The sequence below is a fragment of the Rhizobium sp. LjRoot258 genome (assembly GCF_964254185.1).
Taxonomy (GTDB): domain Bacteria; phylum Pseudomonadota; class Alphaproteobacteria; order Rhizobiales; family Rhizobiaceae; genus Rhizobium.
The window spans coordinates 1848374-1872688 of record NZ_CAXUST020000001.1 but is presented as its reverse complement, the minus strand read 5'-3'; the positions used below and the strand labels follow the sequence as shown (position 1 = coordinate 1872688).

Genomic DNA, 24315 nt, shown 5'->3' with positions numbered 1-24315 from the left:
AGACATCATGTCGGCGGCTTCATCCGGCTGATCATGCGATAGGCGATCTGGATGTTGTTCGACACGCCCTGAACGCCAGGAACGCTTTCGGCGGCAACTCTTGCCGCGTCTCGCTCGACCGAGCTTTCCAACTCTCCTCGCAGGTACACATGCCCTTCTTTGACCGAGGTCTCGACATCTTTGGAAAAGATGCCCAGATCGGTTTCCAGTCTCGCTCGCACCGCGGTGCAAAGGGCGTCGTCTCCCGCTGCCGCGAATTGTCCGGGCGTGTCGATCATGGCGCGCATGAGGTCGCGGCGGCTCACCATGCCGACTAGGCGTCCGTCGTCGACGACCGGAATATGTTTGATGGCGCGGGCGTGCAGGAGATCGGCAACCTGGGCAGTCGTCGCACTGGGAAGCGCACTGACGACCGGCGAAGTCATGACGTCCTTGATCCTCCAACTCCTCGCCTTGATGTAGTTCCCGAGCGCCTCAGCCCGGCCTCGAGTGTGGGGAACGGGTCGCGTTCCATTCGACGAGGAGATGCGGCGAAGAAGGTCGCCTTCCGTGACGATGCCAACTACCTTGCCCTTGTCATCGACGACCGGGACGGCGCCGATCTTGCTTGCGTTGATGATTTCGATCGCTCGCCGGACGTTCTGGTCTTCGCCGATCGTCGTCACCGGACTGGTCATGATGTCCTTGGCAAACATTGCGATACCTCCTTGGCCTGATCGACGAGGATGGGCAGGCCACCTTTACTGATTGTCAGCTTGTAGCCGCGTTTCGATCTCGTAGACAGGCATCTTCGTGAAGTCCTTGGCGATCTCTCCGGCTATCGCGTGTCTTGACGCAGGATTGAAATGTGATCGCAACAGCCCAAGCGCACGGGGAGGTGCGATGAGAAACAGCCGCTGCACGGCGCCTCGGGCGATTTCATTCTCCATCTCCTGGGCGACGCCGGCAAGGAAGTTCCGCTCCTCGCGCTCGTGCAGGTCCGGCGCCTCGACGGCGCTCCGGATGCCATCTGCCGCTCCGTAGACACGTCCTGGCCGATCATCTCCCAGTTCGTGCGTCGGTACGCCCTCGTTGCTTGTTTGGCGGATCTCGACGAGGTTCAAGTTCTGCGCGTCTCCGTCGTTGCGCAAGAGGAGTGCCTTCGATCCGTCACAAACAAGAATCCAGTCCTTCGAGTGAATCCGTATTTTATCCATTTTCGTCGTCCTCCTTCGCAAAGGCAGACGAAATGCGGGATCGCACGACCTGCCTCTGACTTCACAAACCTAGTCTATCGTTCGACTGGGCGAGCTACATTGCACTGGATCAAACTAGCCTCATCCGAACAGGAACATCGCGGCAGCCGAAACCCCGATACTCCCGCCTGCGAGGCCGTGGCGACTCGCCTCGATCGTCGTCTTCCACCGGGGACAAGTCCGCGACAGAGCCGAGACAACGGACGCTTCTTCAGCCGTTGCCAGCGCGCAGGGAAACCGCGTTTCGCCATTTCTTCGCCTATGCGGCACAGAGGTGATATGGCATCAGACATGGGATCCAGCCGATCAGTCTATCGTTTGACGATGAGGAAGCTTCTGTGACCGTCCCTGAAAATGCCGAGAAGGAGAAGGTCTGTCGAAGCCTTCGATAGCTCGACCACCATCTGCGGCGTCGTTGCGTTCGTCTGATTGACGCTGGTGATGATATCGCCGGGCTGCAAGCCAGCAGCCGCGGCGGGGCTACTGTCTGAAATCGAGGATATCACGGCACCTTGAACCTTTCCGAATGAGTCGGATGCGGCGTCGAGGGTTTGGAGCGTGACCAGATCGAGCAACCCCTTTCCATCGACGTAGTCGACAGTTTCGACCGGCGGCTCTGCCACCGTGGCCGCCGCGAGCGTCGCGACAACCTCGATACTGCCGCTACGTCGCAGAAGTGTCAGCTTGACGACCGTTTCTGGCGGAAGGGCAGATATGCGCGCTCGTAGTTGCGTGGAGCCCGAGACCGGACGTCCGTCGACCGCGGCGATGACGTCACCAACGACGATGCCGGCCTTGGCACCGGGGGATTGAGGCCGCACCTCATTTACCAAGGCTCCAGTCGAGGCGTTGACTCCAAGGGCCTTTGCAAAATCAGCACTGCTATCTTGAACCTGCACGCCAAGCTGGCCGCGGCGGATCTCTCCATGCGCGACGAGCTGCCGCATGATCGCACTGGCCATATTGATTGGGACGGCAAATCCAATCCCTATGTTTGCTCCCAATGGTCCAAGCATCGCTGTGTTGATGCCCACCACCTTGCCCTCGAGGTCGACGAGGGCGCCTCCGGAATTGCCAGGGTTCAAGGATGCGTCGGTCTGGATGAAGCCTTCTTCGGAATCCAACCCCAGCCCGGATCTATCGAGCGCGCTGACGATGCCGAACGTCGCGGACTTCCCCAGGCCGTATGGAGTGCCGATGGCGACCACGTAGTCGCCGACTTTCAACGAACTGGAATCTCCCAGCACTGCCTGGCTCAATCCGACGGCGCTGATCCTTATGACGGCCAGATCGGTCTGGGCGTCGGCGCCGACGGCGACCGCCTCGTAACTTTCGCCATTGGCGATCGTCACTTTGATGGACGTGGCGCCCTCGATCACATGATTGTTCGTGAGGATGTAGCCGTTGTGTGCGTCCGTTATGACCCCGGTTCCTGCCGTCTCGGAGATCTGACCTACAGCCGTTTCGCTCGGGGGCGATTTGTTTTGAGCACCGGGCGTCGGGTAGAAAGTGTCATCCTGCTCTTCGTTTGATTTTCCACGCACGGATATGCTGACGACCGTTGGAATAACACGGCTGAGCATCGGCGCTAGCGACGGGGTCACTGATTGCCCTGCGTCGGCGGTCTCGAGGGACCCGATAGCGAGCCCGAGTGCGCCAATGACAAATGCCATGCTCCTCAATCTGTAAAGGAAGTAGCCGCCAGCCATGCCTCATCTCCTGTGTCACCAGTGTGCAGGACCAAGATCGAGGAGAAAGAATGTGGGCGCATTGATTAAGCGCAAATTGCGGACATGCGCACGACTGGAGGCTCAGCAAGAGGCGGCGGGTCGCCAGAGCTGGACTTGCTATCTTAAGACCGACGCCAGTAACGGGTGGTCACCATTTCACGGCCAACTCCATCAGAAAGCCCGCTACTATCAAAATTGCCACAACGTAGAACAGACGCGATACGACATTTTCTCGCGGAGGAGAATTCTTCCTTGGGTGCAATCAGTTGGCGATTTAGATGTGATTTGCAACGCTAGGCGTATTCTTTTTCACAAATATGTGAGCGGATGGTCAGCCAAATTGCTATTCTCTAGTGGTGGAGGGACTTGGGTTTCGGGCATTGTTCGCCGAAATTTATCTCGAAGACGTGCCCCAGCTTGGAAGTGGACTGGCGAAGCGAGCCTCGGTGCAGTTCAGCTATCCGTCTGACGATCTTCAAACCGATGCCCAGGCTGTCACTGCAGTGGGACGCGCTGGTTTCTCGCCGCATACCACCTCGATGCCGATCCTCGACACGAACCGTATTGCTCCCCACGTACACAAGAATATCAGTTCCGGCTGGCGTATGGCGCACGGCGTTTTCGACGAGATTACGCAAGGCATCCTTCAGCAGCGCCGGCGCCCCTTGAACGAGGGCGGTTTCGACTTGAGGGCAAAACTCGAGGGAATGAACTTGCCCATAGACCCACGGAGCGAGTTGCTCGACGACTGAGGACGAAAGCGCGACGAGGTCGACGGTCTCAAACATGCCATGGTCGAAGCTATCAAGTCGGGCGAGGGTCGTCAGTTCTGCGACGAAGCGTACGAGGTCATCCAGATCGGCTTCCGCTTTGCGGGCACGCGGATGGTCGATGTTTCCCAGTTCAAGCTTTATGGCCGCAAGTGGCGTGCGGATTTCGTGAGCTATGCCTGATGTAAGAACTTTCTGTGACGTCATCAGTTCGCCCACGCGCTCGAAAGCGCGATTGACGGCGATAGCGAGATGGGCGACCTCGCGCGGCATCTCGTCGAAATTCAGGTGCGAACGTGCATCCATCGGATCGATGTTATCAGCCGCGTCGGCTGCGGCACGCACCGGCTTCAATGCCTGTCGTACGGAGAGCAGGGTGGCGCCGAGAACCAGGACCAGCAAGATGCTCATCGGCACCAGCATATGTTCGATGACTTCCTTCCAGAAGACGGAGGAGACTACGTTTTGCGGATCGTCGATTGTTGCGACGTCGACGACGAACCGTTGATTTCCAACCACGAACGCGCGACCGCCGACCAGGGTCAACGGCTTACCTGGCTTCAGCGACCTCAGCCAAAAATCCGGTGGATTCACATCCGCTGGAAGAAACCGGCTTTCGCAGGCGTCGTCGCAGGACTCGAACACAAGTGCGCCAGTGGCATCGCGTATTCTCGCGACGTAGCCGGACGATGGCTCTTGATAGCGCTGCTTGATATTCTCAGGAAGCTGGTATCGGACGCTTTCCCCATCCACGGTTATGCCTGAGGCTAGACGCTCGGTTTCCTGCTCGACAAACAGGCGCGATAGCTCGCCGACGTTCCAGTAGTAGTCGGAGAATATGACGGAGAGTTGCACGACCATCGCGAGCAATGCAAAGAACGCAATCCGTCTGGTCAGGATCGCACCGAGGGTAGGATGTGAGCGGCTCACGCGCTTTCCTCTCGCATCATGTAGCCGACGCCTCGGACGGTTTCGATCGAAGAGCCGGTCGGATGCCCATCGAGCTTCTTGCGTAGCCTCGATATCGCCAGCTCGACCGCATTGCTGCTTCTTTCGTCGCCGAACTCTGAAAATGCATGCTCTATCTTAGCCTTGGAGACCACCTTGCCACCATTGCGCATCAGAAGTTCGAGCAGATCCTTTTCCGATGGGGCCAGTGCGATCTCGGTGCCGGCGCAGGATAGGCATCGCGAAGCGACATCGAGTTGAAGGGCAGCGAACTCCAATATTGGCATCGTGGTGAGGGGAGCTCGACGCATGAGAGCACGAATGCGCGCGATCAGTTCGCCATTGTGGAAAGGCTTCGCAAGATAGTCATCCGCGCCTGCATCCAGGCCAACGATACGCTCGTCGATCGCGCCGCGTGCCGTCAACACGAGAACGGGCGTCTGAACCTTTGAACTTCGCAGTGATTTCAGAACATCGATTCCGTCCTCATCGGGCAGGCCGAGATCAAGAAGGAGAAGATCGTACTCCGCTCCGTTGAGAGCGAGACGTCCTTCCTGCGCCGTCGCGAAGGCGTCGATTTTCCAACCGACGCTCCTGATAGCTTCGCAAAGTAGGTCGCGAAGCCGTAAGCTGTCCTCGATCAGCAGAATTCTCATGCCTTCTTTCGACCTGTAACCATCGACCAGACCAGATTTTCCCTGTGCCTCCAGCTTTCGATGACAGCGGCGCCGGCATGGATGAAAGCGAGGACCATGATGCTGTTGGCGATTGCGCCGTGCAATTCCTCCAGCCACTTTTCTCCCCAGAAGGCGTCGAGCGTCGTCATCCAGCCCGTCAGTGCCGTTGCCGCCAGCAATGCCATCAGGCAGAGCATCATCACCGAAGCTAAAGGGTTGTGGCCAATGTAGCGCTTTTCGTTCCGATCGAGGATGTCCAGGATTTGATCCATCACCTTCGAAGGCGTCGGCAAGAAATCATTGAAACGGGAGTGTTTCGTGCCAATGAACCCCCAGATGACGCGGACGAGGATTGCGGTGACAACGACGTATCCTGTGACGCGGTGCCAGTACTTTCCCTCCTCGAGTACGAAGAGGTTGAGCATGCATGCCACGACCACCGTCCAGTGAAATGCCCGGACAACGGGATCCCAAACCTGGATCGTGCGCTGGACGGTGGTGGAGGGCGCGAAGCCCTCCCTCTTCGATGAGACCATCGTCATCTCAGTCGCCCTTCTGGACGATCACCCCGGAAACCGGGTTGAAATAGACCTCGGCCCGGTTGCCGCTCTTATCCTTGCCGTAGATTTCGTAGCAGTTGCCCGTAACCTCGAACGTCTTGACCTTGTAGCCCATGGCGTCGATCTTCGCCTTCATGGCCTCTTCGGACATCCATTTGGACTTCGGTTCACCGGTGCAGCTCGGGCTTGCGAGCGCCAGGGCGGGCGTTGCGGATGCGATGGCGATAGCGGCGATAAGTTTCAGCGTCATGAACAATGTCCTCTGTTGGTACCCGTTGCGGGTGACAGGGACATCGATACGGCTGCGAAGCTGTCGATTTCCTGTCCGATGCGCGATGATCCGCCGAGCGCTGTTTTGCCGCTCTCGCCGACGCTGCGTTCCGGTCGGCTAGCCCGAGCATGACAATGGGCCACGGCAGCGAGCGGAAAATCCGACCGACAGGCCAGGTTCGATTTCGTGTCCGATATTAGGCACTCAATGTCTGACCGGCGCTTCGATAAAGCATGTAGGCGGCAACGACGAAGATTAGGGCGGCGAACAGGCTGTTCAAAAGCCCCTTACGCGCCGAAAGATGTCGGGCGAGATTGGCACCAACCAATCCTCCGACCACGCCGCCGGCGATGAAGACCGCTGCGAGCAACCAGTCTACATATCCGGATAGGGCGTAGTTGAGCGCAGTCGTCAATCCGAATGCCGTGACGGCGACGAGTGACGATCCGATTGCGAAGAGGATCGGCATTCCGGTCGAGGCGATCACGCCTGGAACGATGAGAAAGCCGCCGCCAATACCGAAGAAGCCGGAGAACACACCTGTCAGTCCGCCAAAACCGACCACCTTGTGCACGTTCCCTCGTGAGCATTGCGCTCCTGGATCGCCTTCCGCTCCGCGCCTACGGAGCATCAGGAAACCGACGACGAGCATCAGAAGTGCGAAGAATACAAGCAGCTTCTGTCCGTCGATCATCTTGCCGACGGTCGACCCGATGAAGGCTCCGACGATGCCCGCGACACTGTAGACGCCTGCGCATCGCCATTTGACATTGCCGAGCCTCGCATGCCCGAGGAGGTTTGCGAACGCATTGGCGGCCACTGCAAAGGCGCTCGTCCCGATTGCGAGGTGAGTGCTCGGAACGCCGACGAAGTAGACCATTAGGGGAACGGCAAGGATCGAGCCGCCACCGCCGAACATCCCAAGCGTGAAGCCTACAAGTCCGCCGGAAACGGCCCCAAGAATATATTGCATTGGATCGAGGTACATGGCGATGGTTTTGTGCCGCCGCGCGGCCTCCTCATGCTCAATGAAGGCGAAGCGGCGCGCCTTGCCCGGATTGGGCGATGCGGTAGGCGAACATGCCCGCAATCATGGCCACAGCGAACAGAACGGTCTCCCAACGGCCGATGACGAGTGATGCGATCGCAGGGCCGGGGCAGAGACCGACCAGGCCCCATCCCAAGCCGAAGAGAACCGCGCCGGAGACGAGCCTGGCATCTATGGAGCGGCTGGTCGGAACATGAAATTCTGTATCGAACGCCGGGCGCGATCGATATTGCTTGATCGCATAGGCTACGGACGAGGGGATCAACGCGCCGCCCATGACGAAGGCGAGAGACGGATCCCAGTCTCCGGCGACGTCGAGGAAGGCAAGCACTCGAGCCGGGTTGACCATGTCCGATACGACCAAGCCAATGCCGAAGAGAATGCCGCAGAAGACCGAAGCAAGGATACGGTTGGTCATCACAGCCCTCCGATCAGATGGCGCATCACGTAGACAGTCGCTGCCGCAACAGCCATGAAAGTCGCCGTGGCAACGAGCGAACGCGGCGACAATCTTGCCAGACCGCAGACGCCGTGACCGCTGGTACAGCCCGAGCCCAGTCGTGTGCCGAAGCCTACGAGCAGGCCGCCGGCAATGAGAAGCATCGGTGACGATACGATCGTCAACTCGGCATGCCGAATATAGGTGAACGCGATGGCGGCGCCACCGACGATCCCGCCAATGAAGCCGATGCCAAGGGGACTGATGCCCGCACCGGTCCAGCCGAAGGCAGAGGCGGTCAAGCCGGATATGCCTGCGATGCGGCCGTCGAGTAGCAAGTAAAGTGCTGCTGACAGGCCGATCAGAAGGCCGCCGGAAAGCGGCCAGATGTAGTTCAAGTGAGACATGTGTGCCTATAGTGCGTTGATTGGAATCTTCAGATAGTGAATGCCATTGTCCTCGGCCGGGGGCAGCTTGCCCCCACGCATGTTCACCTGCACCGAGGGGAGGATCAGCTTCGGCATGGCCAGAGTGGCATCGCGATCGTTGCGCATCTTGACGAACTCGTCTTCGGTCACTCCCTCATGCACGTGGATGTTGCCTGCGCGTTCGGCGCCGATGGTCGTCTCCCAAGCGTAGTCGTCGCGATCCGATGCCTTGTAATCATGGCACATGAACATGCGCGCCTCGTCGGGAAGCTGGGTTAGGCGCTTAATAGATCGATAGAGCGTCCGTGCGTCGCCGCCGGGAAAGTCGCAGCGCGCCGTTCCGTAGTCGGGCATGAACAGAGTGTCGCCGGGAAAGACAGCGTCGCCGACGATATAGGCCAGACAAGCCGGCGTGTGGCCGGGAACGTGAAGAACCGTCGCATCCAGATTTCCGATCTTGAAGCGGTCGCCGTCCCGGAAAAGTTGGTCGAACTGGCTGCCGTCTCTTTGAAACTCCGTGCCAGCGTTGAAGATCTTACCGAAGACCTCCTGAACGCGAACGATCTCGCGGCCGATGGCGAGTTGGCCGCCGAGTTCAGCCTGCAGGAGCGGCGCGGCCGACAGGTGGTCGGCATGCGCATGCGTCTCGAGAAGCCATTGAACTTCCAGACTTTCGGACTTCACATAATCGACAAGGGCGCGAGCGGATAAGTTCGCCGTTCGCCCGGACGCCGGATCATAGTCGAGCACGCTGTCGACGATGGCGCAGGCCTTCGAGTTCGGATCGCGGATGACATGGCTGACGGTGAACGTCGCGGGATCGAAGAACGATCGAACTGCAGGCCGCTTGGAATGATCCTGAAGAGCTTGTCGGACGATCCCGGACGCGTGTGAAAGGTGGGTGGCGATAGCCGAGTGGGGCATGACCTTCTCCATTTGCAATCACTAAAATATATATTTACATTAATTATACAAGTATGTATTTTGACGTTTGGCGGATTCGCCGTGCTGGCCATGGACAGAGGTAGAAATGGACGGGATGACTGAAAATTTGGAGGCCGCGTCAGCGGCTTTGCGGATCAACGACAGGGCCCCTGGCTTTACCGCCCGCTCGACTACTGGGGAAGTGTCCCTCTTGAGCTATCGGGGACGATGGCTCTTGTTCTTCTCTCACCCGGCCGACTTCACCTCGGTGTGCACCAGCGAGTTCATCGCGTTCGCTCGTGCCCATGCGAGCTTTTCCGAACTGAACTGCGATCTCCTTGGCCTGTCGGTCGACAGCCTCTATTCTCATGTCGCATGGCTGCGTGACATCGAACGTAGCTTCGGCGTCAAGGTGCCGTTCCCTCTGATCGAAGATTCGGGGATGGTGATCGCGAGAGCTTACGGCATGTTGGACAATTCTTCCGAGAACAGCGGGACTGTGCGGGCCACCTACGTGATCGATCCGAAAGGCGTTATTCGCGCCATCGTCTGGTATCCGATGAACGTCGGGAGATCGGTTGGCGAACTCCTCCGCCTTGTCGAGGCATTGCAGACCTCGGAAAGGGAAGGGGCTCTCACGCCCGAGGGCTGGAAGCATGGCGATCCGCTGCTGGAGCCTGCTACGACCTCAATGGAGGAAGCCAACGAACTTCGCAAAGGCGAGTCCTGGTACTACCGGGAGCGGCGCGGATGAGTGGTGCCGCTCTCCCCCTTGAAGAAATGCAGGAGAAGGCCGTCGAGGCTGCGGAGTTCATGCGGCTGTTCAGCACGCCAAGCCGGCTGATGCTTCTTTGCTACATCGCGCAAAGAGAGCGTTCCGTTGGCGAAATCCAGGAGGAACTCGGCTTTAAGCAGCCGGCGCTTTCGCAGCAACTCGCGGAACTTCGCCAGGCGGGACTGGTCGAGACCCGTCGCCAATCGCGCCAAGTCTACTACTCGATCTCCGATGGGCGCGTCGCGGTCGTCATGAACATGCTCATGCAAATGTTCTGCGAGGTTGCACCGACAAGTGACGCGCAAATCGCTCCGGTTAGTCCCGTCAAACGACAATCCCGTGGGGGCGCCGGATCTGCTGTCCTGGGAGAAATGGCGCGCTGGGCGCGACTGGAAAAGATGGACTGAATTTGGAGAATGCCGGATGGAGATGCCTATAGCCAATGACGGTTGGTGCGCTGATCCCTTTTCGAAGCGTCGCTCAGTCATGTCCGGTCCGGTGCTAGCAACCAGAGGCGCAGTTGACCAACAGGACTTGCCCAGGCGTTCTGCGCCTGATCCAAGGGCTCGTTCAACAGTAGTGATCCAGAAGCGGTGATGACTATGGGGTCTCCAGTAGAAACGCAAATCCTTGTGGTCGACGACGATCCCCGCATCCGGCAGATGCTTCAGCGGTACTTCGAACACGAAGGTTACAAAGTCACCTGCGTCACAAACGGCAAGGAAATGAGATCGGCGCTAAGCGCGAAACCTTTCGACATCGTGCTTCTTGACCTCGTCCTTCCTGACCAGGACGGGATAGATCTGGCCCGAGAGATACGAAGCGTTTCGAACGTGCCGATAATGATACTCACTGGACGCGAGGACGTCGTCGACTGCGTGGTCGGCCTCGAGGTCGGCGCGGACGACTATGTCGTGAAGCCGTTCCATCTGCGTGAGGTTCACGCGAGGCTCAAATCGATTCTACGCCGTTGTCAAACAGCCAGAAAACCGGCGCCGAACGCCGATGAAGTATTGGCTTTCGAAGGCTGGCGCCTCGACAGGGAAAAACGACGGCTTCTTAATCCCGAGAACGTCGAGGTGGAGCTTTCCACCGGGGAGTTCGAGATGCTGGACGCATTTGTCCACAATGCGGGTCGGGTTCTGAGCAGAGACGTATTGATGGATCTCACGCGACACAGGGAGCGGGATCCCTTTGACCGCTCGATTGATACACAGATTTCCCGATTGAGACGAAAGATCGAAATCGATCCGGCGCGACCGAAGCTCATAAAGTCCGTTCGGTCGGTCGGCTACGTCTTCACCGCCAAGCCGGTTCTTGCGGCTTTGGATGGACGCGATAGATAAGTCCATGATCCCAACGGCGAAAAAGGACGGGATCCTCCAGTTCTTGCAGGTTACCGGGTAGGTTGGTCCAGACGCGCATGAACCGGCACGCAGTCGCCTGAGCCTCAAGCGATGAAAACAGGCTCTCGGCGATCCCGTGGTGATCAGCAGCGCTAAGGGCGATGAAGATCGGCACATCCATGAGCAAGCCCGCCTCCGGGTGCATTCGAAGCCTGAAAACGGCCAAGCCTCTCACGCGCCCCGCCAGATCGCTGGCGCTGATGCAGTGCCAGTTCCGAGTGTCATCGCACAACGCCGCCCAGTCCTTTTCCTCGAAGGCAGGTGCGACGCTGCAGATAAGGGCGAAAGCCGCAAGTTCGTCATCTCGCAACAACTCGCCAACGACATAGTCATAAGGCATGGCGTCCTCCCCGGTGACGGGCAACTGGCACAATTTTTCCCGCGAATGTCCCTCTCGTTCATTGTCATAGATCAAGGAAGCCAACTTGGTTTATGACAGGTTTCTCCCGTAGCGCAGCTTTCAAGGAGGACGAGCGGCATGCAATCGCTCGAAGCCGCATCAATCGACAAGTGGGCTGCGTTCGCAAACCGCGCGAAGTTCCTTGTCGAGCGGTATTGGCCCCTTATCCTGTTTTGCTCCGCTCTCACTTTTCTGACGAGCGGTCTTATCTTTGCACTGCTGGAAGTTCGACTCGCCGCGAACGTTCTTCTCGTTACAAGCAACGTCATCGTTCTTTCCTGCCTGCTGTTCGAAATTGTTTCAAAGCTTCGACGGGGAGAATTCGGACTTGATCTCATCGCGGCCCTGGCCATGGCCACGGCGCTGTGGTTCGGCCAATACCTCGCTGGCGCGATCGTTTCGGTCATGTACGCCGGCGGACACTTCCTCGAATTCTATGCGCATCGTCGTGCCGAAAGCGGTATGACTGACCTTCTCTCACGAGTGCCCCGCAGCGCGCTGCGCGTCAACGACGGCGCTTTCATAGAGATTCCCATCGATGCGATCGCGCCCGGAGACCACCTCCTCATTCGGCGTGGCGATGTCGTTCCCGTCGATGGGACGGTGGATGGGCGTACGGCCGTCGTCGACCAGTCCGCACTGACGGGAGAGCCGCTGCCCGTCCGCTTTACGCAGGGCGAGGTCGTGCAGAGTGGTGCATCCAACGCCGGCGACGCATTCGATCTGATCGCATCGAAGACGGCCAAAGACAGTACCTATGCGCATGTTCTGCGGCTCGTCGAGCAGGCGAAGCAATCCAAGGCGCCAATTTACAGGGTCGCGGACCGGATGGGAATCTGGTTTCTGGGACTCACCCTTCTCGTCGCGGCAACCGCAGTGGCTGCATCGGGAGACAGCGTCAGGTTCCTGGCGGTCCTCGTCGTCGCGACGCCCTGTCCCCTCATCCTGGCCGTTCCTGTGGCTCTGGTGGCGGGGATATCGAAGGCGGCCCGCGGAGGAATCCTGATCAAGGGCGCAGGCGTGCTCGAATCCTTGTCGAAGATCGAGATCATCATCTTCGACAAGACGGGCACCCTGACGATTGGGCAGCCGACAGTCTCTGACGTTCTCGGCACGGACGACCCAGACGCGCTGTTGCGGCTGGCCGCATCGGCGGAGCTGGCATCGGCTCACCCATTGGGCCGGGCCATCGTCTCAGAAGCGCAAAGTCGGCATCTTTTGCTCAGCAAGCCGGAGCAGGCGGCCGAGGTGGCGGGAGAGGGGGTCGAGGCGATGATCGAAGGGCGACGTGTTCTTGTCGGAGGGCCTGCCTTCGTCAGGTCAAAGGGTATCGAGCCGGAGATGTCGGCTCCCGACGCCTCGGCCAGTGCGCTTGTATGCGTGGGTGAACGGGTTCTAGGGGCAATACGTTTCGAAGACCTTCTGAGGGGGGATGCCGTTTATGCGATCGAAGATCTTCGTAAGCTCGGCATAAAGCATATTTCGCTCGCAAGCGGCGATCGGCTCGAGGTCGCAAAGGCAATCGCCGATCGTCTTGGAATGGATGCTGTCGAGGCAGATCTCAGTGCGGCAGACAAGGTCGAAATCGTCAGAAGGACGAAGGCGCTCGGCAGAGTGATGATGGTGGGTGACGGTGTCAATGACGCCCCGGCACTGGCGGCGGCCGACGTCGGACTCGCCATCGCCCGCGGTAATTTGGCTGCGGCGGCTGAGGCTGCGGACGTCGTGCTTCTGCAGAGCGGTTTGAACGGCGTAGTGACCGCTTTGGAGGTGGCGAGGCGGTCGAAAACGATCGCGCTTCAAAGCGTAGCAGCCGGTATCGGCTTGTCTGCTGTCGCGATGGTTTTCGCCGGAGTTGGACTTCTGCCGCCGGTCCAGGGCGCTCTGATCCAGGAGGCGATCGACGTCGCGGTAGTCTTGAACGCCCTTCGAGCCCTAACCTAGTGGGATAGCAGGGTCGGAATACGGAGATTGTCGAGTAGGCTGCGTGTCGCACCGCCGACCAAGGCCTCGCGCAGCTTGGTGTGCCCATAGGCACCAGCGATAAGAAGGTCGGCATGGCCCTCGATGGCGGTGTCCTGGATGACGGTAGAGACATCCTCTCCATCGCTGTGCACGGCAGCCAACGCGACTTCGAGCCCTGAATGCTTCAGCGCTTCCACGTAGCGATCAAGGAGATCCTCGCTCCACGGAGCCGCAGCGCACTCGTGTATCACTGTCGCTTTCGTGGCCGATTGGATCATCGGATATGCGTTGGAAGCCGCGCGGGCCGCCGTTGCACTCCCATCCCATGCGATCGCGATATTGTCGATGCGACCGTAGAAGTCCCCCGACGGTAGGAGAAGCAGCGGGCGACCGCTGTCAAAGAAGAGACTTTCAATGATCGGCCTCGCCAGCTCGGTGTTTTCCAGGATCGTAACGTCGTAGGCGCGAGCAAGTTCGGCCAGCCGCATAGTCGCCGACATCGCCTCGGCCTCAGCGGGGACGAGCCTAACGTCGAGAGCAACCCGTTCGGCCCGCTCTCGCAAATGCCTGACGAGCTGAGCTGCGACATCCCGGTCAAAGCGGTCGGCCTGGAACTCGTCGTCGTCTGAATAAGTCTCGGCAGCTTCGTGGCCATGGCGCCGTGCGGCAGCAAGGCTGGCGACAAGATCGGCACCCTGATGTAACGAAAACTGGATAGCGTTCTCGATTATCGCAAACGAACTCGCTTCCGGATGCGTGGTCAATGGCAGATGGAACTGTGGTTTCATGACGCCCTCCCGGACGCAAACACGACACTGTCATCGCTTCTAGCGGCCAAGCCCGAACGACAGGGCCGCTAGAAGTATGCATTTACCGCGATAAGAAGAGCGGAACCTGGCTGTCCTTCAGCATCGAACGGGTGACGCCTCCGAACAGGCGTTGCTGTATCCGCGGGTGGTTATAGGCACCCATGACCACCATGTCGGCTGCCACGTCCGTCGCATGTTGGCGCAGGGTTTCGTCCACGCGGCGTCCGCCGCTGGCCACCCGGTCAACCTCGACCCTCACGCCGTGGCGAGTGAGAAACATGGCGATGTCGGATCCCGGCTCTTCACCGTTCTCCCAGCTCCTTGCGACGGGATCTACGAGCGTCACATGCACGGCATCGCAACCCTTGAGGAATTCCAAGGATTGGCGGGCCGCCCGCGCGGCCTCATCGCTTGAATCCCAGGCAAGCAGAATCGATTTTGGAAACGAGGCAACGGCCTGCATACGTGGGTTAATCAGGATCGGCGTCGGAGATTGGAACAGCGCGCCATCGATGATACGTCTCTGAAGATCCTCATTGCCAGCAGCTTGCGCTCCAACAAGGACGAGATCGGCGTAAAGCGCATGCTGAGCAATGTCTTCCTCAGCCCATGCGAACTCTGTGTAGATCTCCTGGACGTCAAAGGACAGCTCGGTTTTCCCTAGGACTTCTTTTACTGCCGTCGTCTCCTCGGCGAGGCGGTCGATTTCCCTTTGTTGGCCTTCGAGCCAGGTCGTAGAAATCGCTTCGTAGGTGGCGATCGCTGGCACGCCGCCCATGCAGATTACGAGGGCGGTCATATGGGCGCCCTGTGTTTCGCAAAACTCAATCGCCGACTTGACGTCCTGGTCCCAGCGGTCGACGTCAAAGACGCACATAACGGTTTTGATGCTCATCGCACTGCCTCCATGTTGAGAGCTGGATCGTATCGCGTTCCTGCAAGGTTTCTTTGATGTTCGTCAAAGTCGATGCGATCCGTATTCGGATGGATCAGTGCCCCGCACTTGGTTCCCAAGGGTCTTGAAATTCGCTGGGCTAAAAGACCTCCATCCCGCCAAGCCCGACGAACTCCGTTCTGAACCCTTGTGCACGAGCCTGCTTTAACAAGCACTTGGCGCTCATGATATCTCGCCGCATGCTTCCGGCGAAGCAGGAGCGAAGCGCAGCAAAGTTCCCTTGTCGCCCAATCCAGTGCCCGCGGCGAAATCATCGTTACAATCCAGTGGTCAAAGTCTGACGAATGGCCCATACGCCTGAACCAGCCGCATTGAAATCAAACAGGAAACCTCCTCTCTCGATGCCACCCACGTGGATCGGATAACCCATACTGTGAACCCAGTCGGCAGCGGATACTTCAAAAGCAGAAGAGGGCCGGCGCCCGTAGGTCCGACCCGCAAGTCAGTTCGCCAGGGATTGTCTAAGACAGAGACTATACCCGGTAGCGCAGTGCTGGTGACATATCCTGGCGGGGGCGCCGTTTCCAGGCTCTTACGCTTACAGAGCACCTGGCTGAGAGCCACTGTCAACGACTTCTTGGACTTCAGTTGTGCATCCCTGCGCGTCGTCGCCGCCGATGCACCCCGGCACGTTTTCAGGCGTTTGAAGCAAGATTGTCGATACCACTCGAGTACAATTGATCTGAATCAAGGATCGCCCGCTCGGAGAGGTCCAATATTCGTAGTCGTCGTAGTGGCATGGACAGTTGCATCGGAGGGTTACCAATGGCAAATACGATTCTGCACTCCGTTCCCGAGCCGTCTTCGGCGACGCCAGCACATGTTTCCGTTCCGGTGCTCGGTGCGACGCTAGCTATCTTTGCAATCGTGTCGTTCCTGCTGTGCATGCTCCTCGGCTTCGTCGCTCCCGACTGGGGGCTCCACAGGCCGTGGCTGCAGTTCTACCTGGGACTGACCGGTTTCGATCTTCGAAGCCTGGCGCTGGGCATCATCCAAAGTGTCATCTTCGGCGGCTATGCGGGAGCATTGATCGCCGCTATCTTCAACGTGATCAGCCGACGCTTCGGCTGATCAGGGGAACGGAGCCGAGCACATGGCCGCCGACCGCCGCAGGTTCACATGGATGAACGCAGTGCTGACCTTCCTGGTCGCACTCGCGCTTCTCTTTGCGCCCGTGGCGGGCGTGCAGGCGATGCAGTGCCATGAACGTCCGGCCCACGGACACTCAGGGCTCGAGCATTCCTCCGTGCTGACAAAGGACGCCCACGTCTCGCTCCCAAGCGGCCTTCACACTCCCGACCACAAGGGCTGCTGCGCCGTCCCATGCGGCTTCTGCATCGTCCTGGCCAGCATGGACAGGACGGACGCTCCCGCAGCCACGGCCACGTTCCTTCGTTTCCCATGGGGCGACCAGACCGGCAGCGGTCTGGCGCTTCCGCCGACGCTCGGTCCTCCTCGTCTTCCGGTCTGAGGATGCCGGAGGCCGCCTCGTCGCGGCATCCGGTTGCTTCCACGGGCCTCCCTCCGGACGTCCACGACCAATGGTCGGCGCAGCCGACCCGGAAAGCAGGACCAACTACAATGAAACGCCGCGAATTTCTCAACGACCTGATGGTCGGCGCAGCCGCGCTCGGCACATCGGCCATCCTTCGCCCCATGCGCGCCTTTGCGCAGGAGACGGCCAAAACGTCTCCCGCGCCACGCGCCTTGTCCGTCGGCTACAGGACCATCGACGTCAAGGGCAGATCCGCCCGAGTCTTCGGCCTTGTCCAGCCGGACGGCAGGCCGGGACTGGCGCTGGACGCCGGAACCGAATTCGACGTCGCTCTGTCGAGCGCCATCGACGAACCGGCCCTGATCCACTGGCACGGGCTCACGCCGCCCTGGGCGGCCGACGGGGTGCCGGACAATCCGGCGGCACTGCTCCAGCCGTCCGAAACCCGCCGCTACACCTTTGCTGTTGGTGCGGGCGGCACGCACTGGATGCACGCCCATACGCTTCAGGAGCAGAACCTGCTCGCCGCCCCGCTGATCGTGCGGACCGCAGACGATAGGAAACGGGACGAGCAGGAGGTCGTCGTCCTGCTGCACGACTTCTCCTTCCTGTCGGCGGAGGAACTACTGGCGAAGCTGAAAGGGAATGCCGCGCCCGGCGCCATGCCGATGGCCCACGGCTCGATGCAGGGCATGGCCGGCATGCAGCACATGATGCCGGGCAACGACATGGGTGGCATGACGATGCCGGGGATGGCGGCCATGGACCTCAACGACATCGACTACGACGCCTATCTCGCGAACGACCGCACGCTCGACGACCCCGAAGTCGTTAGGGTCGATAAAGGCGGCCGTGTCCGTCTGCGCATTATCAACGGCGCGACGGCGACCGCCTTCACCATCGACACCGGCCGCCTTTTCGGAGAACTGGTCGCCGTCGACGGACAGGGCGTGGAGGCTGTCGCCGGGACATCCTTTCCCGTCGCCATGGGCCAGCGCCTCGACATCAGGCTGAGCCTGCCGAAGGAGGGCGGCGCCTTCCCAGTCCTCGCCCTTCGCGAAGGGGCGGTTGAGCGCACGGGCGTAGTCCTGGCCACGGCAGGGACGGATATTCGAAAGATTGCCGTCGTGGGCGACGCGAAGGGGCCGGTTCTCGGCTTGGACCTCGAGCGGCGGCTGCGTCCCGTCAGTCCCCTGGCGACCCGTGCGGCCGACCGCCGCTTCGATCTGTCGCTGACGGGCGACATGGCCGCCTATAGCTGGGGCGTCGACGGCGCAGACAGTCTCGTCGTGAAGCGCGGCCAGCGGATCGAGGTCACAATCAGCAATGCGTCGATGATGGCGCATCCGATGCACCTGCACGGGCATCACTTCCAGGTGATCGGCATCAACGGAGCCCCGGTCGCAGGTGCGGTCAGGGACACCGTCCTGCTGCCGCCGATGGCAAGCGTCGTCCTCGCCTTCGACGCCGACAACCCCGGCCGCTGGCCGCTTCACTGCCATCACCTCTACCACATGGCGACGGGCATGATGGCCTACGTGACCTACGACGGCATCGGCTGACGCGTTCTCGAAGCCGCGAAGCCCTTTCTCCAACTCTAAGGAACCGAGGCATCTTCATGAATCAGAACCATTCCTCTCCGTCGGCCTGGAGCACGTACAGCCGAACCGTCTTCATCGCCTTCGCCGTCATCGCGGCAGGGCTCATCGCCTACGAGCACCGCGTGCATGTGCTCGGCGTCCTGCCCTGGCTTCTCATTCTGGCCTGTCCGCTCATGCACATGTTCATGCATCACGGACACGGCGCCCACTCCGGTCATGATCATTCCGGCCACGATGCGGGCATGACGCCGCATAAGCCGAAGGAGAAAGAAGATGTCTGACACCCCCGCCTATGGACTCTGGAGTCTGGTGATCATCAACTCCGTGGTGTTCATCGTCTTCGCCGCGAGCTTCACCAGGCTCGAGACCAAGCGCGACTGGCGATCGCTCGGAGCGTTCTCCGCCTTCGTCGTGGCGCTCTTCACGGAGATGTACGGCTTCCCGCTCACCATCTATCTGCTATCCGGCTGGCTCGGGCGCCAGTTTCCCGGCGTCGACTTCTGGTCCCACGACGCCGGCCACTTGCTGGAAATGATGTTCGGCTGGCGCGTCAACCCGCATTTCGGGCCGTTCCATCTCCTGAGCAACATCCTGATCGTCGCCGGCTTCTGGCTGCTCGCGTCAAGCTGGCATGTGCTCTACGCAGCCCAACGCGATCACCGTCTGGCGACCACGGGACCATACGCGCGGGTCCGGCACCCGCAATACGACGCCTTCGTCGTCATCATGATCGGATTCCTGCTACAGTGGCCGACCTTGGTGACGCTCGCCATGTTCCCGGTGATGGTCTGGGTGTACGTGCGCCTGGCGAAGCGGGAGGAGGAGGCTTCGCGGGCCGAGTTCGGAGCTGCGTGGGACGCCTATGCCAGAGCGGTTCCCCGGTTCCTTCCGAGGTTCGGCCGCGGAACGGATGCCGCTGGAAGCCATCGCGGAGGAGCTGTCCATGACTGACCACAACATCCATGAAGGCCATGCCCATGGCGGCCATCACCATCACGAAGAAGGGCGGCCGGCCACGCAAGCGGCCACTAGGCAGCCGGAGGCTCCGGAGGGCGTGATCTATACCTGCCCGATGCATCCGCAGATCCGGCAGGTAGGCCCCGGCACCTGTCCGATATGCGGCATGACGCTCGAGCCGGAGGTCACGACGAAGGAGACCGGGCCGAGCGCCGAACTTGTCGATATGACCCGGCGGTTCTGGATCGGACTCGCCTTGTCGCTGCCTGTTCTCGCGCTCGAGATGGGCGGCCATCTCACCAACCTGCACATGCTGCTCGGCGCGCGGCTCGCCAACTGGATACAGCTCGTGCTTGCGACGCCCGTCGTGCTCTGGGCCGGATGGCCATTCTTCGAACGGGCCTGGGCCTCGCTCCTCAACCGCAGCCTCAACATGTTCACGCTGATCGCGATGGGAACGGGCGTGGCCTGGATCTACAGCGTCGTCGCCACGGCGGCGCCGGACATCTTTCCTGCCACGTTCCGCGCCGCCGACGGTTCCGTCGCGATCTACTTCGAGGCCGCCGCGGTCATCACCGTGCTGGTGCTGCTCGGCCAGGTTCTCGAACTCCGTGCGAGGGAGCAGACCGGCGGGGCCATCCGGGCGCTGCTCGACCTCTCACCGAAGACCGCCCGCCGCATCCGTGAAGACGGATCGGACGAGGACGTCGGGCTGGACGTCGTCGCGGTCGGGGACCGTCTGCGCGTACGGCCCGGCGAGAAGGTCCCTGTCGACGGGGAGTTGCTGGAGGGCCGCAGCTCCGTGGACGAATCCATGATCACCGGCGAATCCATGCCGGTCACCAAGGAGGTCGGCGCCAAGCTGATCGGTGGCACGATGAACCAGAGCGGCGGCTTCGTCATGAAGGCCGGCAAGGTCGGACGCGACACGATGCTCTCGCAGATCGTCCGCATGGTGGCCGACGCCCAGCGCTCCCGAGCGCCGATCCAGCGGCTGGCCGACCAGGTGTCGGGCTGGTTCGTCCCGGCTGTGATCCTCATCGCGGTCGCCGCTTTTGTGGCCTGGGGCGTCTGGGGACCGGAGCCGCGCTTCGCCCACGGCCTCGTCGCCGCCGTTGCCGTGCTGATCATCGCCTGCCCATGCGCGCTCGGCCTAGCGACGCCGATGTCGATCATGGTGGGCGTCGGACGCGGTGCGCGAATGGGCGTCCTCATCAAGAACGCCGAGGCGCTGGAGCGCTTCGAAAAGATCGACACGCTTGTCGTCGACAAGACCGGCACGCTGACGGAAGGCAGGCCGAAGGTGACCGCATTGAATGCCGTCGAAGGATTCGACGAAGCGGAACTCCTGCGGCTGGCCGCAACCCTCGAGCGTGCCAGCGAACATCCCCTTGCCGCGGCCATCGTCGCCGCGGCGCAGGAGAGGGGCCTTGCCCTGGGCGAGGCCCGAGAGTTCGACAGCCCCGTCGGCAAGGGCGTCACGGGAACCGTCGATGGCAGGAAGCTGGTCATCGGCAGCCACCGGATCATGGCGGAGGAGGGCGTCGACCTCTCGGCGCTGGTGACGGAGGCGGAGGCGTTGCGCGGCGAAGGCGCGACGGTGATCTATGTCGCCGTCGACGGCAAGGTGGGCGGTCTTGTCGCCATCGCCGATCCGATCAAGGCGACGACGCCCGAGGCGCTGCGCTCGCTCAAGGAGGAGAACATCCGCGTCGTCATGCTGACCGGAGACAACAGGACGACGGCGCAGGCGGTCGCCCGCCGGCTCGGCATCGACGAGGTCGAGGCGGAGATCCTGCCGGAGGACAAGGGCAAGGTGGTCGCGAGGCTTCGAAGCGAAGGTCGTGTCGTCGCCATGGCCGGCGACGGGGTCAACGACGCTCCGGCGCTCGCGGCCGCCGACGTCGGTATCGCCATGGGCACGGGAACGGACGTCGCGATCGAGAGCGCCGGCGTGACGCTGCTGAAGGGCGACCTGCAGGGTATCGCGAGGGCGCGCAAGCTCAGCCACGCGACGATGAGCAACATCCGCCAGAACCTATTCTTTGCCTTCATCTACAACGCGGCGGGGGTGCCCGTGGCGGCAGGCGTGCTCTATCCGGCCCTTGGGCTGCTGCTCTCGCCGATCATCGCGGCCGCCGCCATGGCGCTGTCTTCGGTTAGCGTCATCGGCAACTCGCTCAGGCTGCGCCGTTCGTCGATCGACTAAGTGGTTTGGCGGCGCGTCCGCCGGACAGGACTTCGAATTCATCCTGCTCCCCTTCAGGAAGCAGGCGGATACAAACCAAGCCAAAGGAGGTGGCATGAAAGAGGCCGCGCCCGCTGAGAGAACGGATCACTGAGATGCAGGTGATGATCGAGGGACAGTCACACTTCCAGCCTTTCGGCTTACCTTATTGGGGTTTCGAAGATCTCAATAAGGGAGTTGGAAGCATGACTGCCTCTTATGAATACCATATCGGCGTCGACTACCACAAATCCTACAGCCATCTGGTGGTGCAGGATTCGGCGGGTAAAACGCTGCGCTCTGGCCGTGTGAAGAATGACCGTCAGTCGCTTGGCGGCTTTTTGGAGCGGTATCGGGAGAACTCGCATGCCGTGGTCGAGGCCACCCGCAACTGGATGGTGATGTATGACTGGCTCGACGACATTTGTGATGATGTCGTTCTCGCCCATCCGTGGAAGGTCAAGGCGATTGCCGACGCCAAGATCAAGACCGACAAGATCGATGCGACGGTGCTGGCGCATCTGCTTAGAGCCGACCTGGTGCCGGAGGCCTGGGCACCCGGCGAAAAATCTCGGGAGCTTCGCGTCGCGCTGCGCGAACGGATGTTTTACGTGCGGCTGCGCACAATGACGAAGAACCGCATCGTCACGGTGTTTGATCGCTATCCGGAGCAGACAGCCCAGCTCAAGAAGCTCGGCGATCTGTTCGGCAGGGCCGGCCGTGTCCAGCTAGCGCAGGTCAACGTCTCAGAGATCGACCGCATCCAGATCGACCGTGGCCTCGACTTCATCGGCGACATTGACATCAGGATCAAGCAGTCGGAAGCAACGATCCGGGCGATGACCAAGGCCAATGCCAACGTCAAGCTGTTGAAGACGATCCCCGGCATTGGCGAGTTCTTCGCCCGGCTGATCGATGCCGAGATCGACGACATATCGCGCTTCCGCAACCCGAAGAAGCTTGCCGCCTATGCCGGGCTCGTGCCCTCGACCTATTCCTCCGGCGGCAAGACCTTCCACGGCAAGATCATCAAGCAGGGCAACAAGTGGCTGCGCTGGGCCTTCGTCGAAGCCGTCACCCCCGCCATCGCCACCGATGCGCAGCTTCGCGCCCAGTATGAACAATTGAAGATCAGAGGAGTGAACAAGGCGCGAGTTGCCATCGCGCGCAAGCTTTTGACGATCGCCTTCCAGATTCTGCGTGACCAGCGCGCTTACGAGCCGCGCGGCACTGGCACCACGGAAGGCGCGTCGACGATATCCCGGCTGTCCTGATGGTGTTTTAGCGAGCCCGGCAGGATCTGGGCTGCGCTCCTCAAGGAGAATGGGAAGCCGGGAGCCGAACGCCACTCTGTGACCGAAGCCACAAGCATCAGGGTCACGCATTGGAGAATGGTTCGAGAACCGAAGGACGCAAACAACTGTCCGGCGGAGGGAAGAGATTTAGCCGATCGGCGAAAATGCCGGTCAAATAACAACAGAACCCAAGGAAAAGCCCGCAAATGCTGGTGTTTTACCCCTTGTGTTCTTTCATTGGAGAAACGGCATGAGAACGACAAGAATTTCAAATGCGGTTCTGCTGGCCGCGACGATCGCCATCGGCGGAGCCGGCTCAATCTTCGCACAGCCGAGTGGGGCGGATCCCCATCATCCCGCGAACTCGTCGCAGGCGATCCCGCCGTCAGGAATGGAGGGCATGATGGCACAAGGCCAGGGCACAATGCCGGGTGGAGCGGGCATGATGCAGCCTGGCATGATGGGACAGGGTCAAGGTACAATGCAAGGCGGACCAGGCATGATGCCTGGCGGTATGCAGTGCATGATGATGCAGCCCGGCGCGACGGGCGGCATGCCGATGCAGCCTGGCATGATGGGCGGCGGCATGCCGATGATGGCGATGCGCGGGCACACGATGAAGATCATGTTCGCGGTCGCCGACGCCGACGGAGACGGCGCGCTGTCCTTCGAGGAGGTGACGGCGATCCACAAGCGGATATTCGACAGCGTGGACGCGAACAAGGACGGCAAGGTCACGACCGACGAGCTGCAGGCGTTCTGGGGGCAATAGGTCGAGGATCGACGATGGTGCCGCCCGATCGCTACGACCGCGGTCGGGCGGCGTTGCTGCGGGGAAGACCTTCCCTCGACCCAGCCTTCGATTTCGACGCCACCATCGCGGTCATATGCGCGCCCTGCGTTTCGCAGAACTCGATAGCAGACTTGATATCCTGGTCCGAGCGGTCGACGCTGAAGACGCACATGGCGGTTTTGATGCTCATGGCACTCCCGTCCGTTAGATGAGGGTGAGCCTACCGCGTTCGTAAAACGTTTCCTTGATGCTCGTCAAAATGGGCCTTCGCGAAAACTAAATCGTGCCGTGCCTGCGATTGCAGCGTGCGCTGTCCCGCGGTGAGGGCTTTCGCGGCAACGAGCACCGGGTGAAAGACCTCTGCGCGTCCTATAGGATGACATTTATCACCGGACTTGGTGAGGTCAGCGAGCCGGCCTAGGGATTCCCAGGAGTGCGATCGGCGACTTACGCAAACGCCTGACGTGCGTTCTGCGGGCCTCCCTGAGACCGCGCGCTCAGTGCGATGTTGGGGAGACCTCCACGAAAACCGTCCCGCCGGCGCGCCAATGCGAGTGGAGCTTTTGTCTTGGAGGTTGGGGTTTGGGAGAGCTCGCCCTAGTGCGCG

The 24315-nt window shown here is 60.7% G+C and carries 27 protein-coding genes; 12 read left to right on the top strand and 15 right to left on the bottom strand.

Going from position 1 to position 24315, the window contains the following annotated elements; genetic code table 11:
• Positions 1 to 5: 5 nt before the first annotated feature.
• The 11 genes from ACSQ9D_RS09400 to ACSQ9D_RS09350 form a co-directional block, all read right to left on the bottom strand.
• Positions 6 to 695, bottom strand: a complete 690-nt coding sequence (locus tag ACSQ9D_RS09400) for a CBS domain-containing protein (RefSeq protein ID WP_436282005.1) — start codon at positions 693 to 695, stop codon at positions 6 to 8.
• 45 nt (positions 696 to 740) lie between these two features.
• Positions 741 to 1196: a host attachment protein gene (locus ACSQ9D_RS09395; RefSeq protein ID WP_436282004.1), complete on the bottom strand. Its 456-nt coding sequence runs from the start codon at positions 1194 to 1196 to the stop codon at positions 741 to 743.
• Positions 1197 to 1546: 350 nt separating this feature from the next.
• Positions 1547 to 2944, bottom strand: coding sequence for a trypsin-like peptidase domain-containing protein (locus tag ACSQ9D_RS09390; RefSeq protein ID WP_436282003.1), 1398 nt, complete (start codon positions 2942 to 2944; stop codon positions 1547 to 1549).
• Between the two features lie 371 nt (positions 2945 to 3315).
• Positions 3316 to 4665, bottom strand: a complete 1350-nt coding sequence (locus tag ACSQ9D_RS09385; RefSeq protein WP_436282002.1) for a sensor histidine kinase — start codon at positions 4663 to 4665, stop codon at positions 3316 to 3318.
• The gene (locus ACSQ9D_RS09380) at positions 4662 to 5339 is read right to left on the bottom strand and encodes a response regulator transcription factor (protein ID WP_436282001.1); all 678 of its coding nucleotides are present in this window, start codon (positions 5337 to 5339) and stop codon (positions 4662 to 4664) included. The genes ACSQ9D_RS09385 and ACSQ9D_RS09380 overlap by 4 nt, the downstream gene beginning before the upstream one ends.
• Positions 5336 to 5902: a cytochrome b/b6 domain-containing protein gene (locus ACSQ9D_RS09375; RefSeq protein ID WP_436282000.1), complete on the bottom strand. Its 567-nt coding sequence runs from the start codon at positions 5900 to 5902 to the stop codon at positions 5336 to 5338. Before ACSQ9D_RS09375 ends, ACSQ9D_RS09380 begins: the two co-directional genes overlap by 4 nt.
• A 1-nt stretch (position 5903) precedes the next feature.
• Positions 5904 to 6170 (bottom strand): PepSY domain-containing protein, encoded by a 267-nt coding sequence (locus ACSQ9D_RS09370; protein WP_436281999.1) that lies wholly within the window; start codon positions 6168 to 6170, stop codon positions 5904 to 5906.
• Positions 6171 to 6387: 217 nt separating this feature from the next.
• On the bottom strand, positions 6388 to 7179 hold the full coding sequence (locus ACSQ9D_RS09365) for a sulfite exporter TauE/SafE family protein (protein ID WP_436281998.1): 792 nt from the start codon (positions 7177 to 7179) through the stop codon (positions 6388 to 6390).
• Positions 7180 to 7216: 37 nt separating this feature from the next.
• Complete coding sequence (locus ACSQ9D_RS09360) at positions 7217 to 7657, bottom strand: DUF6691 family protein (protein ID WP_436281997.1); 441 nt, start codon at positions 7655 to 7657, stop codon at positions 7217 to 7219.
• Positions 7657 to 8085 (bottom strand): YeeE/YedE family protein, encoded by a 429-nt coding sequence (locus tag ACSQ9D_RS09355; protein WP_436281996.1) that lies wholly within the window; start codon positions 8083 to 8085, stop codon positions 7657 to 7659. The genes ACSQ9D_RS09360 and ACSQ9D_RS09355 overlap by 1 nt, the downstream gene beginning before the upstream one ends.
• Before the next feature lie 6 nt (positions 8086 to 8091).
• The gene (locus ACSQ9D_RS09350) at positions 8092 to 9030 is read right to left on the bottom strand and encodes an MBL fold metallo-hydrolase (protein WP_436281995.1); all 939 of its coding nucleotides are present in this window, start codon (positions 9028 to 9030) and stop codon (positions 8092 to 8094) included.
• A gap of 115 nt (positions 9031 to 9145) precedes the next feature.
• On the opposite strand from ACSQ9D_RS09350, the gene ACSQ9D_RS09345 reads away from it, so the two are divergent.
• The 3 genes from ACSQ9D_RS09345 (at position 9146) to ACSQ9D_RS09335 (ending at position 11151) form a co-directional block, all read left to right on the top strand.
• Positions 9146 to 9784, top strand: coding sequence for a peroxiredoxin (locus ACSQ9D_RS09345; protein ID WP_436281994.1), 639 nt, complete (start codon positions 9146 to 9148; stop codon positions 9782 to 9784).
• Positions 9781 to 10212 carry an ArsR/SmtB family transcription factor gene (locus ACSQ9D_RS09340; protein WP_436281993.1) on the top strand — a complete coding sequence of 144 codons (432 nt, stop codon included), beginning with the start codon at positions 9781 to 9783 and terminating at the stop codon, positions 10210 to 10212. The genes ACSQ9D_RS09345 and ACSQ9D_RS09340 overlap by 4 nt, the downstream gene beginning before the upstream one ends.
• A 189-nt stretch (positions 10213 to 10401) precedes the next feature.
• Positions 10402 to 11151 (top strand): response regulator, encoded by a 750-nt coding sequence (locus tag ACSQ9D_RS09335; protein WP_436281992.1) that lies wholly within the window; start codon positions 10402 to 10404, stop codon positions 11149 to 11151.
• Here the strand turns inward: ACSQ9D_RS09335 and ACSQ9D_RS09330 are convergent.
• On the bottom strand, positions 11105 to 11551 hold the full coding sequence (locus ACSQ9D_RS09330; RefSeq protein ID WP_436281991.1) for a hypothetical protein: 447 nt from the start codon (positions 11549 to 11551) through the stop codon (positions 11105 to 11107). The genes ACSQ9D_RS09335 and ACSQ9D_RS09330 overlap by 47 nt on opposite strands.
• Before the next feature lie 138 nt (positions 11552 to 11689).
• Here ACSQ9D_RS09330 and ACSQ9D_RS09325 point away from each other — a divergent pair, with 138 nt between their 5' ends.
• Positions 11690 to 13555 carry a heavy metal translocating P-type ATPase gene (locus ACSQ9D_RS09325; protein ID WP_436281990.1) on the top strand — a complete coding sequence of 622 codons (1866 nt, stop codon included), beginning with the start codon at positions 11690 to 11692 and terminating at the stop codon, positions 13553 to 13555.
• Here ACSQ9D_RS09325 and ACSQ9D_RS09320 read toward each other — a convergent pair.
• The gene (locus tag ACSQ9D_RS09320; RefSeq protein WP_436281989.1) at positions 13552 to 14364 is read right to left on the bottom strand and encodes a universal stress protein; all 813 of its coding nucleotides are present in this window, start codon (positions 14362 to 14364) and stop codon (positions 13552 to 13554) included. The two genes, ACSQ9D_RS09325 and ACSQ9D_RS09320, sit on opposite strands and share 4 nt — an antisense overlap.
• Positions 14365 to 14446: 82 nt before the next feature.
• Entirely contained in the window at positions 14447 to 15280 is an 834-nt protein-coding gene (locus ACSQ9D_RS09315) for a universal stress protein (RefSeq protein WP_436281988.1), read from the bottom strand.
• An 825-nt stretch (positions 15281 to 16105) separates the two neighbouring features.
• On the opposite strand from ACSQ9D_RS09315, the gene ACSQ9D_RS09310 reads away from it, so the two are divergent.
• The 8 genes from ACSQ9D_RS09310 (at position 16106) to ACSQ9D_RS09275 (ending at position 23687) form a co-directional block, all read left to right on the top strand.
• Positions 16106 to 16411, top strand: a complete 306-nt coding sequence (locus tag ACSQ9D_RS09310; protein WP_436281987.1) for a hypothetical protein — start codon at positions 16106 to 16108, stop codon at positions 16409 to 16411.
• Positions 16412 to 16433: 22 nt separating this feature from the next.
• A complete protein-coding gene (locus ACSQ9D_RS09305; RefSeq protein ID WP_436281986.1) occupies positions 16434 to 16811 on the top strand; it encodes a hypothetical protein in 378 nt (125 codons plus the stop codon).
• A gap of 110 nt (positions 16812 to 16921) precedes the next feature.
• The gene (locus tag ACSQ9D_RS09300; RefSeq protein ID WP_436281985.1) at positions 16922 to 18397 is read left to right on the top strand and encodes a multicopper oxidase family protein; all 1476 of its coding nucleotides are present in this window, start codon (positions 16922 to 16924) and stop codon (positions 18395 to 18397) included.
• A gap of 56 nt (positions 18398 to 18453) precedes the next feature.
• Complete coding sequence (locus ACSQ9D_RS09295) at positions 18454 to 18717, top strand: DUF2933 domain-containing protein (protein WP_436281984.1); 264 nt, start codon at positions 18454 to 18456, stop codon at positions 18715 to 18717.
• A complete protein-coding gene (locus ACSQ9D_RS09290; RefSeq protein ID WP_436281983.1) occupies positions 18710 to 19387 on the top strand; it encodes a methyltransferase family protein in 678 nt (225 codons plus the stop codon). The genes ACSQ9D_RS09295 and ACSQ9D_RS09290 overlap by 8 nt, the downstream gene beginning before the upstream one ends.
• Positions 19380 to 21602, top strand: a complete 2223-nt coding sequence (locus tag ACSQ9D_RS09285; RefSeq protein WP_436281982.1) for a copper-transporting P-type ATPase — start codon at positions 19380 to 19382, stop codon at positions 21600 to 21602. Before ACSQ9D_RS09290 ends, ACSQ9D_RS09285 begins: the two co-directional genes overlap by 8 nt.
• Before the next feature lie 224 nt (positions 21603 to 21826).
• A complete protein-coding gene (locus ACSQ9D_RS09280) occupies positions 21827 to 22894 on the top strand; it encodes an IS110 family transposase (RefSeq protein WP_436283783.1) in 1068 nt (355 codons plus the stop codon).
• A 271-nt stretch (positions 22895 to 23165) separates the two neighbouring features.
• Positions 23166 to 23687 (top strand): EF-hand domain-containing protein, encoded by a 522-nt coding sequence (locus tag ACSQ9D_RS09275; protein ID WP_436281981.1) that lies wholly within the window; start codon positions 23166 to 23168, stop codon positions 23685 to 23687.
• A 31-nt stretch (positions 23688 to 23718) separates the two neighbouring features.
• Here ACSQ9D_RS09275 and ACSQ9D_RS09270 read toward each other — a convergent pair whose 3' ends face one another.
• Positions 23719 to 23898, bottom strand: coding sequence for a hypothetical protein (locus ACSQ9D_RS09270; RefSeq protein WP_436281980.1), 180 nt, complete (start codon positions 23896 to 23898; stop codon positions 23719 to 23721).
• Between the last annotated feature and the right edge of the window lie 417 nt (positions 23899 to 24315).

Coding starts and splice junctions, on each gene's coding strand:
- ACSQ9D_RS09400 (WP_436282005.1), bottom strand. CDS start 695: ATGTTTGCCAAGGACATCATGACCAGTCCGGTGACGACGATCGGCGAA.
- ACSQ9D_RS09395 (WP_436282004.1), bottom strand. CDS start 1,196: ATGGATAAAATACGGATTCACTCGAAGGACTGGATTCTTGTTTGTGAC.
- ACSQ9D_RS09390 (WP_436282003.1), bottom strand. CDS start 2,944: ATGGCTGGCGGCTACTTCCTTTACAGATTGAGGAGCATGGCATTTGTC.
- ACSQ9D_RS09380 (WP_436282001.1), bottom strand. CDS start 5,339: ATGAGAATTCTGCTGATCGAGGACAGCTTACGGCTTCGCGACCTACTT.
- ACSQ9D_RS09375 (WP_436282000.1), bottom strand. CDS start 5,902: ATGACGATGGTCTCATCGAAGAGGGAGGGCTTCGCGCCCTCCACCACC.
- ACSQ9D_RS09370 (WP_436281999.1), bottom strand. CDS start 6,170: ATGACGCTGAAACTTATCGCCGCTATCGCCATCGCATCCGCAACGCCC.
- ACSQ9D_RS09365 (WP_436281998.1), bottom strand. CDS start 7,179: ATGTACCTCGATCCAATGCAATATATTCTTGGGGCCGTTTCCGGCGGA.
- ACSQ9D_RS09360 (WP_436281997.1), bottom strand. CDS start 7,657: ATGACCAACCGTATCCTTGCTTCGGTCTTCTGCGGCATTCTCTTCGGC.
- ACSQ9D_RS09355 (WP_436281996.1), bottom strand. CDS start 8,085: ATGTCTCACTTGAACTACATCTGGCCGCTTTCCGGCGGCCTTCTGATC.
- ACSQ9D_RS09350 (WP_436281995.1), bottom strand. CDS start 9,030: ATGCCCCACTCGGCTATCGCCACCCACCTTTCACACGCGTCCGGGATC.
- ACSQ9D_RS09345 (WP_436281994.1), top strand. CDS start 9,146: ATGACTGAAAATTTGGAGGCCGCGTCAGCGGCTTTGCGGATCAACGAC.
- ACSQ9D_RS09340 (WP_436281993.1), top strand. CDS start 9,781: ATGAGTGGTGCCGCTCTCCCCCTTGAAGAAATGCAGGAGAAGGCCGTC.
- ACSQ9D_RS09335 (WP_436281992.1), top strand. CDS start 10,402: ATGACTATGGGGTCTCCAGTAGAAACGCAAATCCTTGTGGTCGACGAC.
- ACSQ9D_RS09330 (WP_436281991.1), bottom strand. CDS start 11,551: ATGCCTTATGACTATGTCGTTGGCGAGTTGTTGCGAGATGACGAACTT.
- ACSQ9D_RS09325 (WP_436281990.1), top strand. CDS start 11,690: ATGCAATCGCTCGAAGCCGCATCAATCGACAAGTGGGCTGCGTTCGCA.
- ACSQ9D_RS09320 (WP_436281989.1), bottom strand. CDS start 14,364: ATGAAACCACAGTTCCATCTGCCATTGACCACGCATCCGGAAGCGAGT.
- ACSQ9D_RS09315 (WP_436281988.1), bottom strand. CDS start 15,280: ATGAGCATCAAAACCGTTATGTGCGTCTTTGACGTCGACCGCTGGGAC.
- ACSQ9D_RS09310 (WP_436281987.1), top strand. CDS start 16,106: ATGGCAAATACGATTCTGCACTCCGTTCCCGAGCCGTCTTCGGCGACG.
- ACSQ9D_RS09305 (WP_436281986.1), top strand. CDS start 16,434: ATGGCCGCCGACCGCCGCAGGTTCACATGGATGAACGCAGTGCTGACC.
- ACSQ9D_RS09300 (WP_436281985.1), top strand. CDS start 16,922: ATGAAACGCCGCGAATTTCTCAACGACCTGATGGTCGGCGCAGCCGCG.
- ACSQ9D_RS09295 (WP_436281984.1), top strand. CDS start 18,454: ATGAATCAGAACCATTCCTCTCCGTCGGCCTGGAGCACGTACAGCCGA.
- ACSQ9D_RS09290 (WP_436281983.1), top strand. CDS start 18,710: ATGTCTGACACCCCCGCCTATGGACTCTGGAGTCTGGTGATCATCAAC.
- ACSQ9D_RS09285 (WP_436281982.1), top strand. CDS start 19,380: ATGACTGACCACAACATCCATGAAGGCCATGCCCATGGCGGCCATCAC.
- ACSQ9D_RS09280 (WP_436283783.1), top strand. CDS start 21,827: ATGACTGCCTCTTATGAATACCATATCGGCGTCGACTACCACAAATCC.
- ACSQ9D_RS09275 (WP_436281981.1), top strand. CDS start 23,166: ATGAGAACGACAAGAATTTCAAATGCGGTTCTGCTGGCCGCGACGATC.
- ACSQ9D_RS09270 (WP_436281980.1), bottom strand. CDS start 23,898: ATGAGCATCAAAACCGCCATGTGCGTCTTCAGCGTCGACCGCTCGGAC.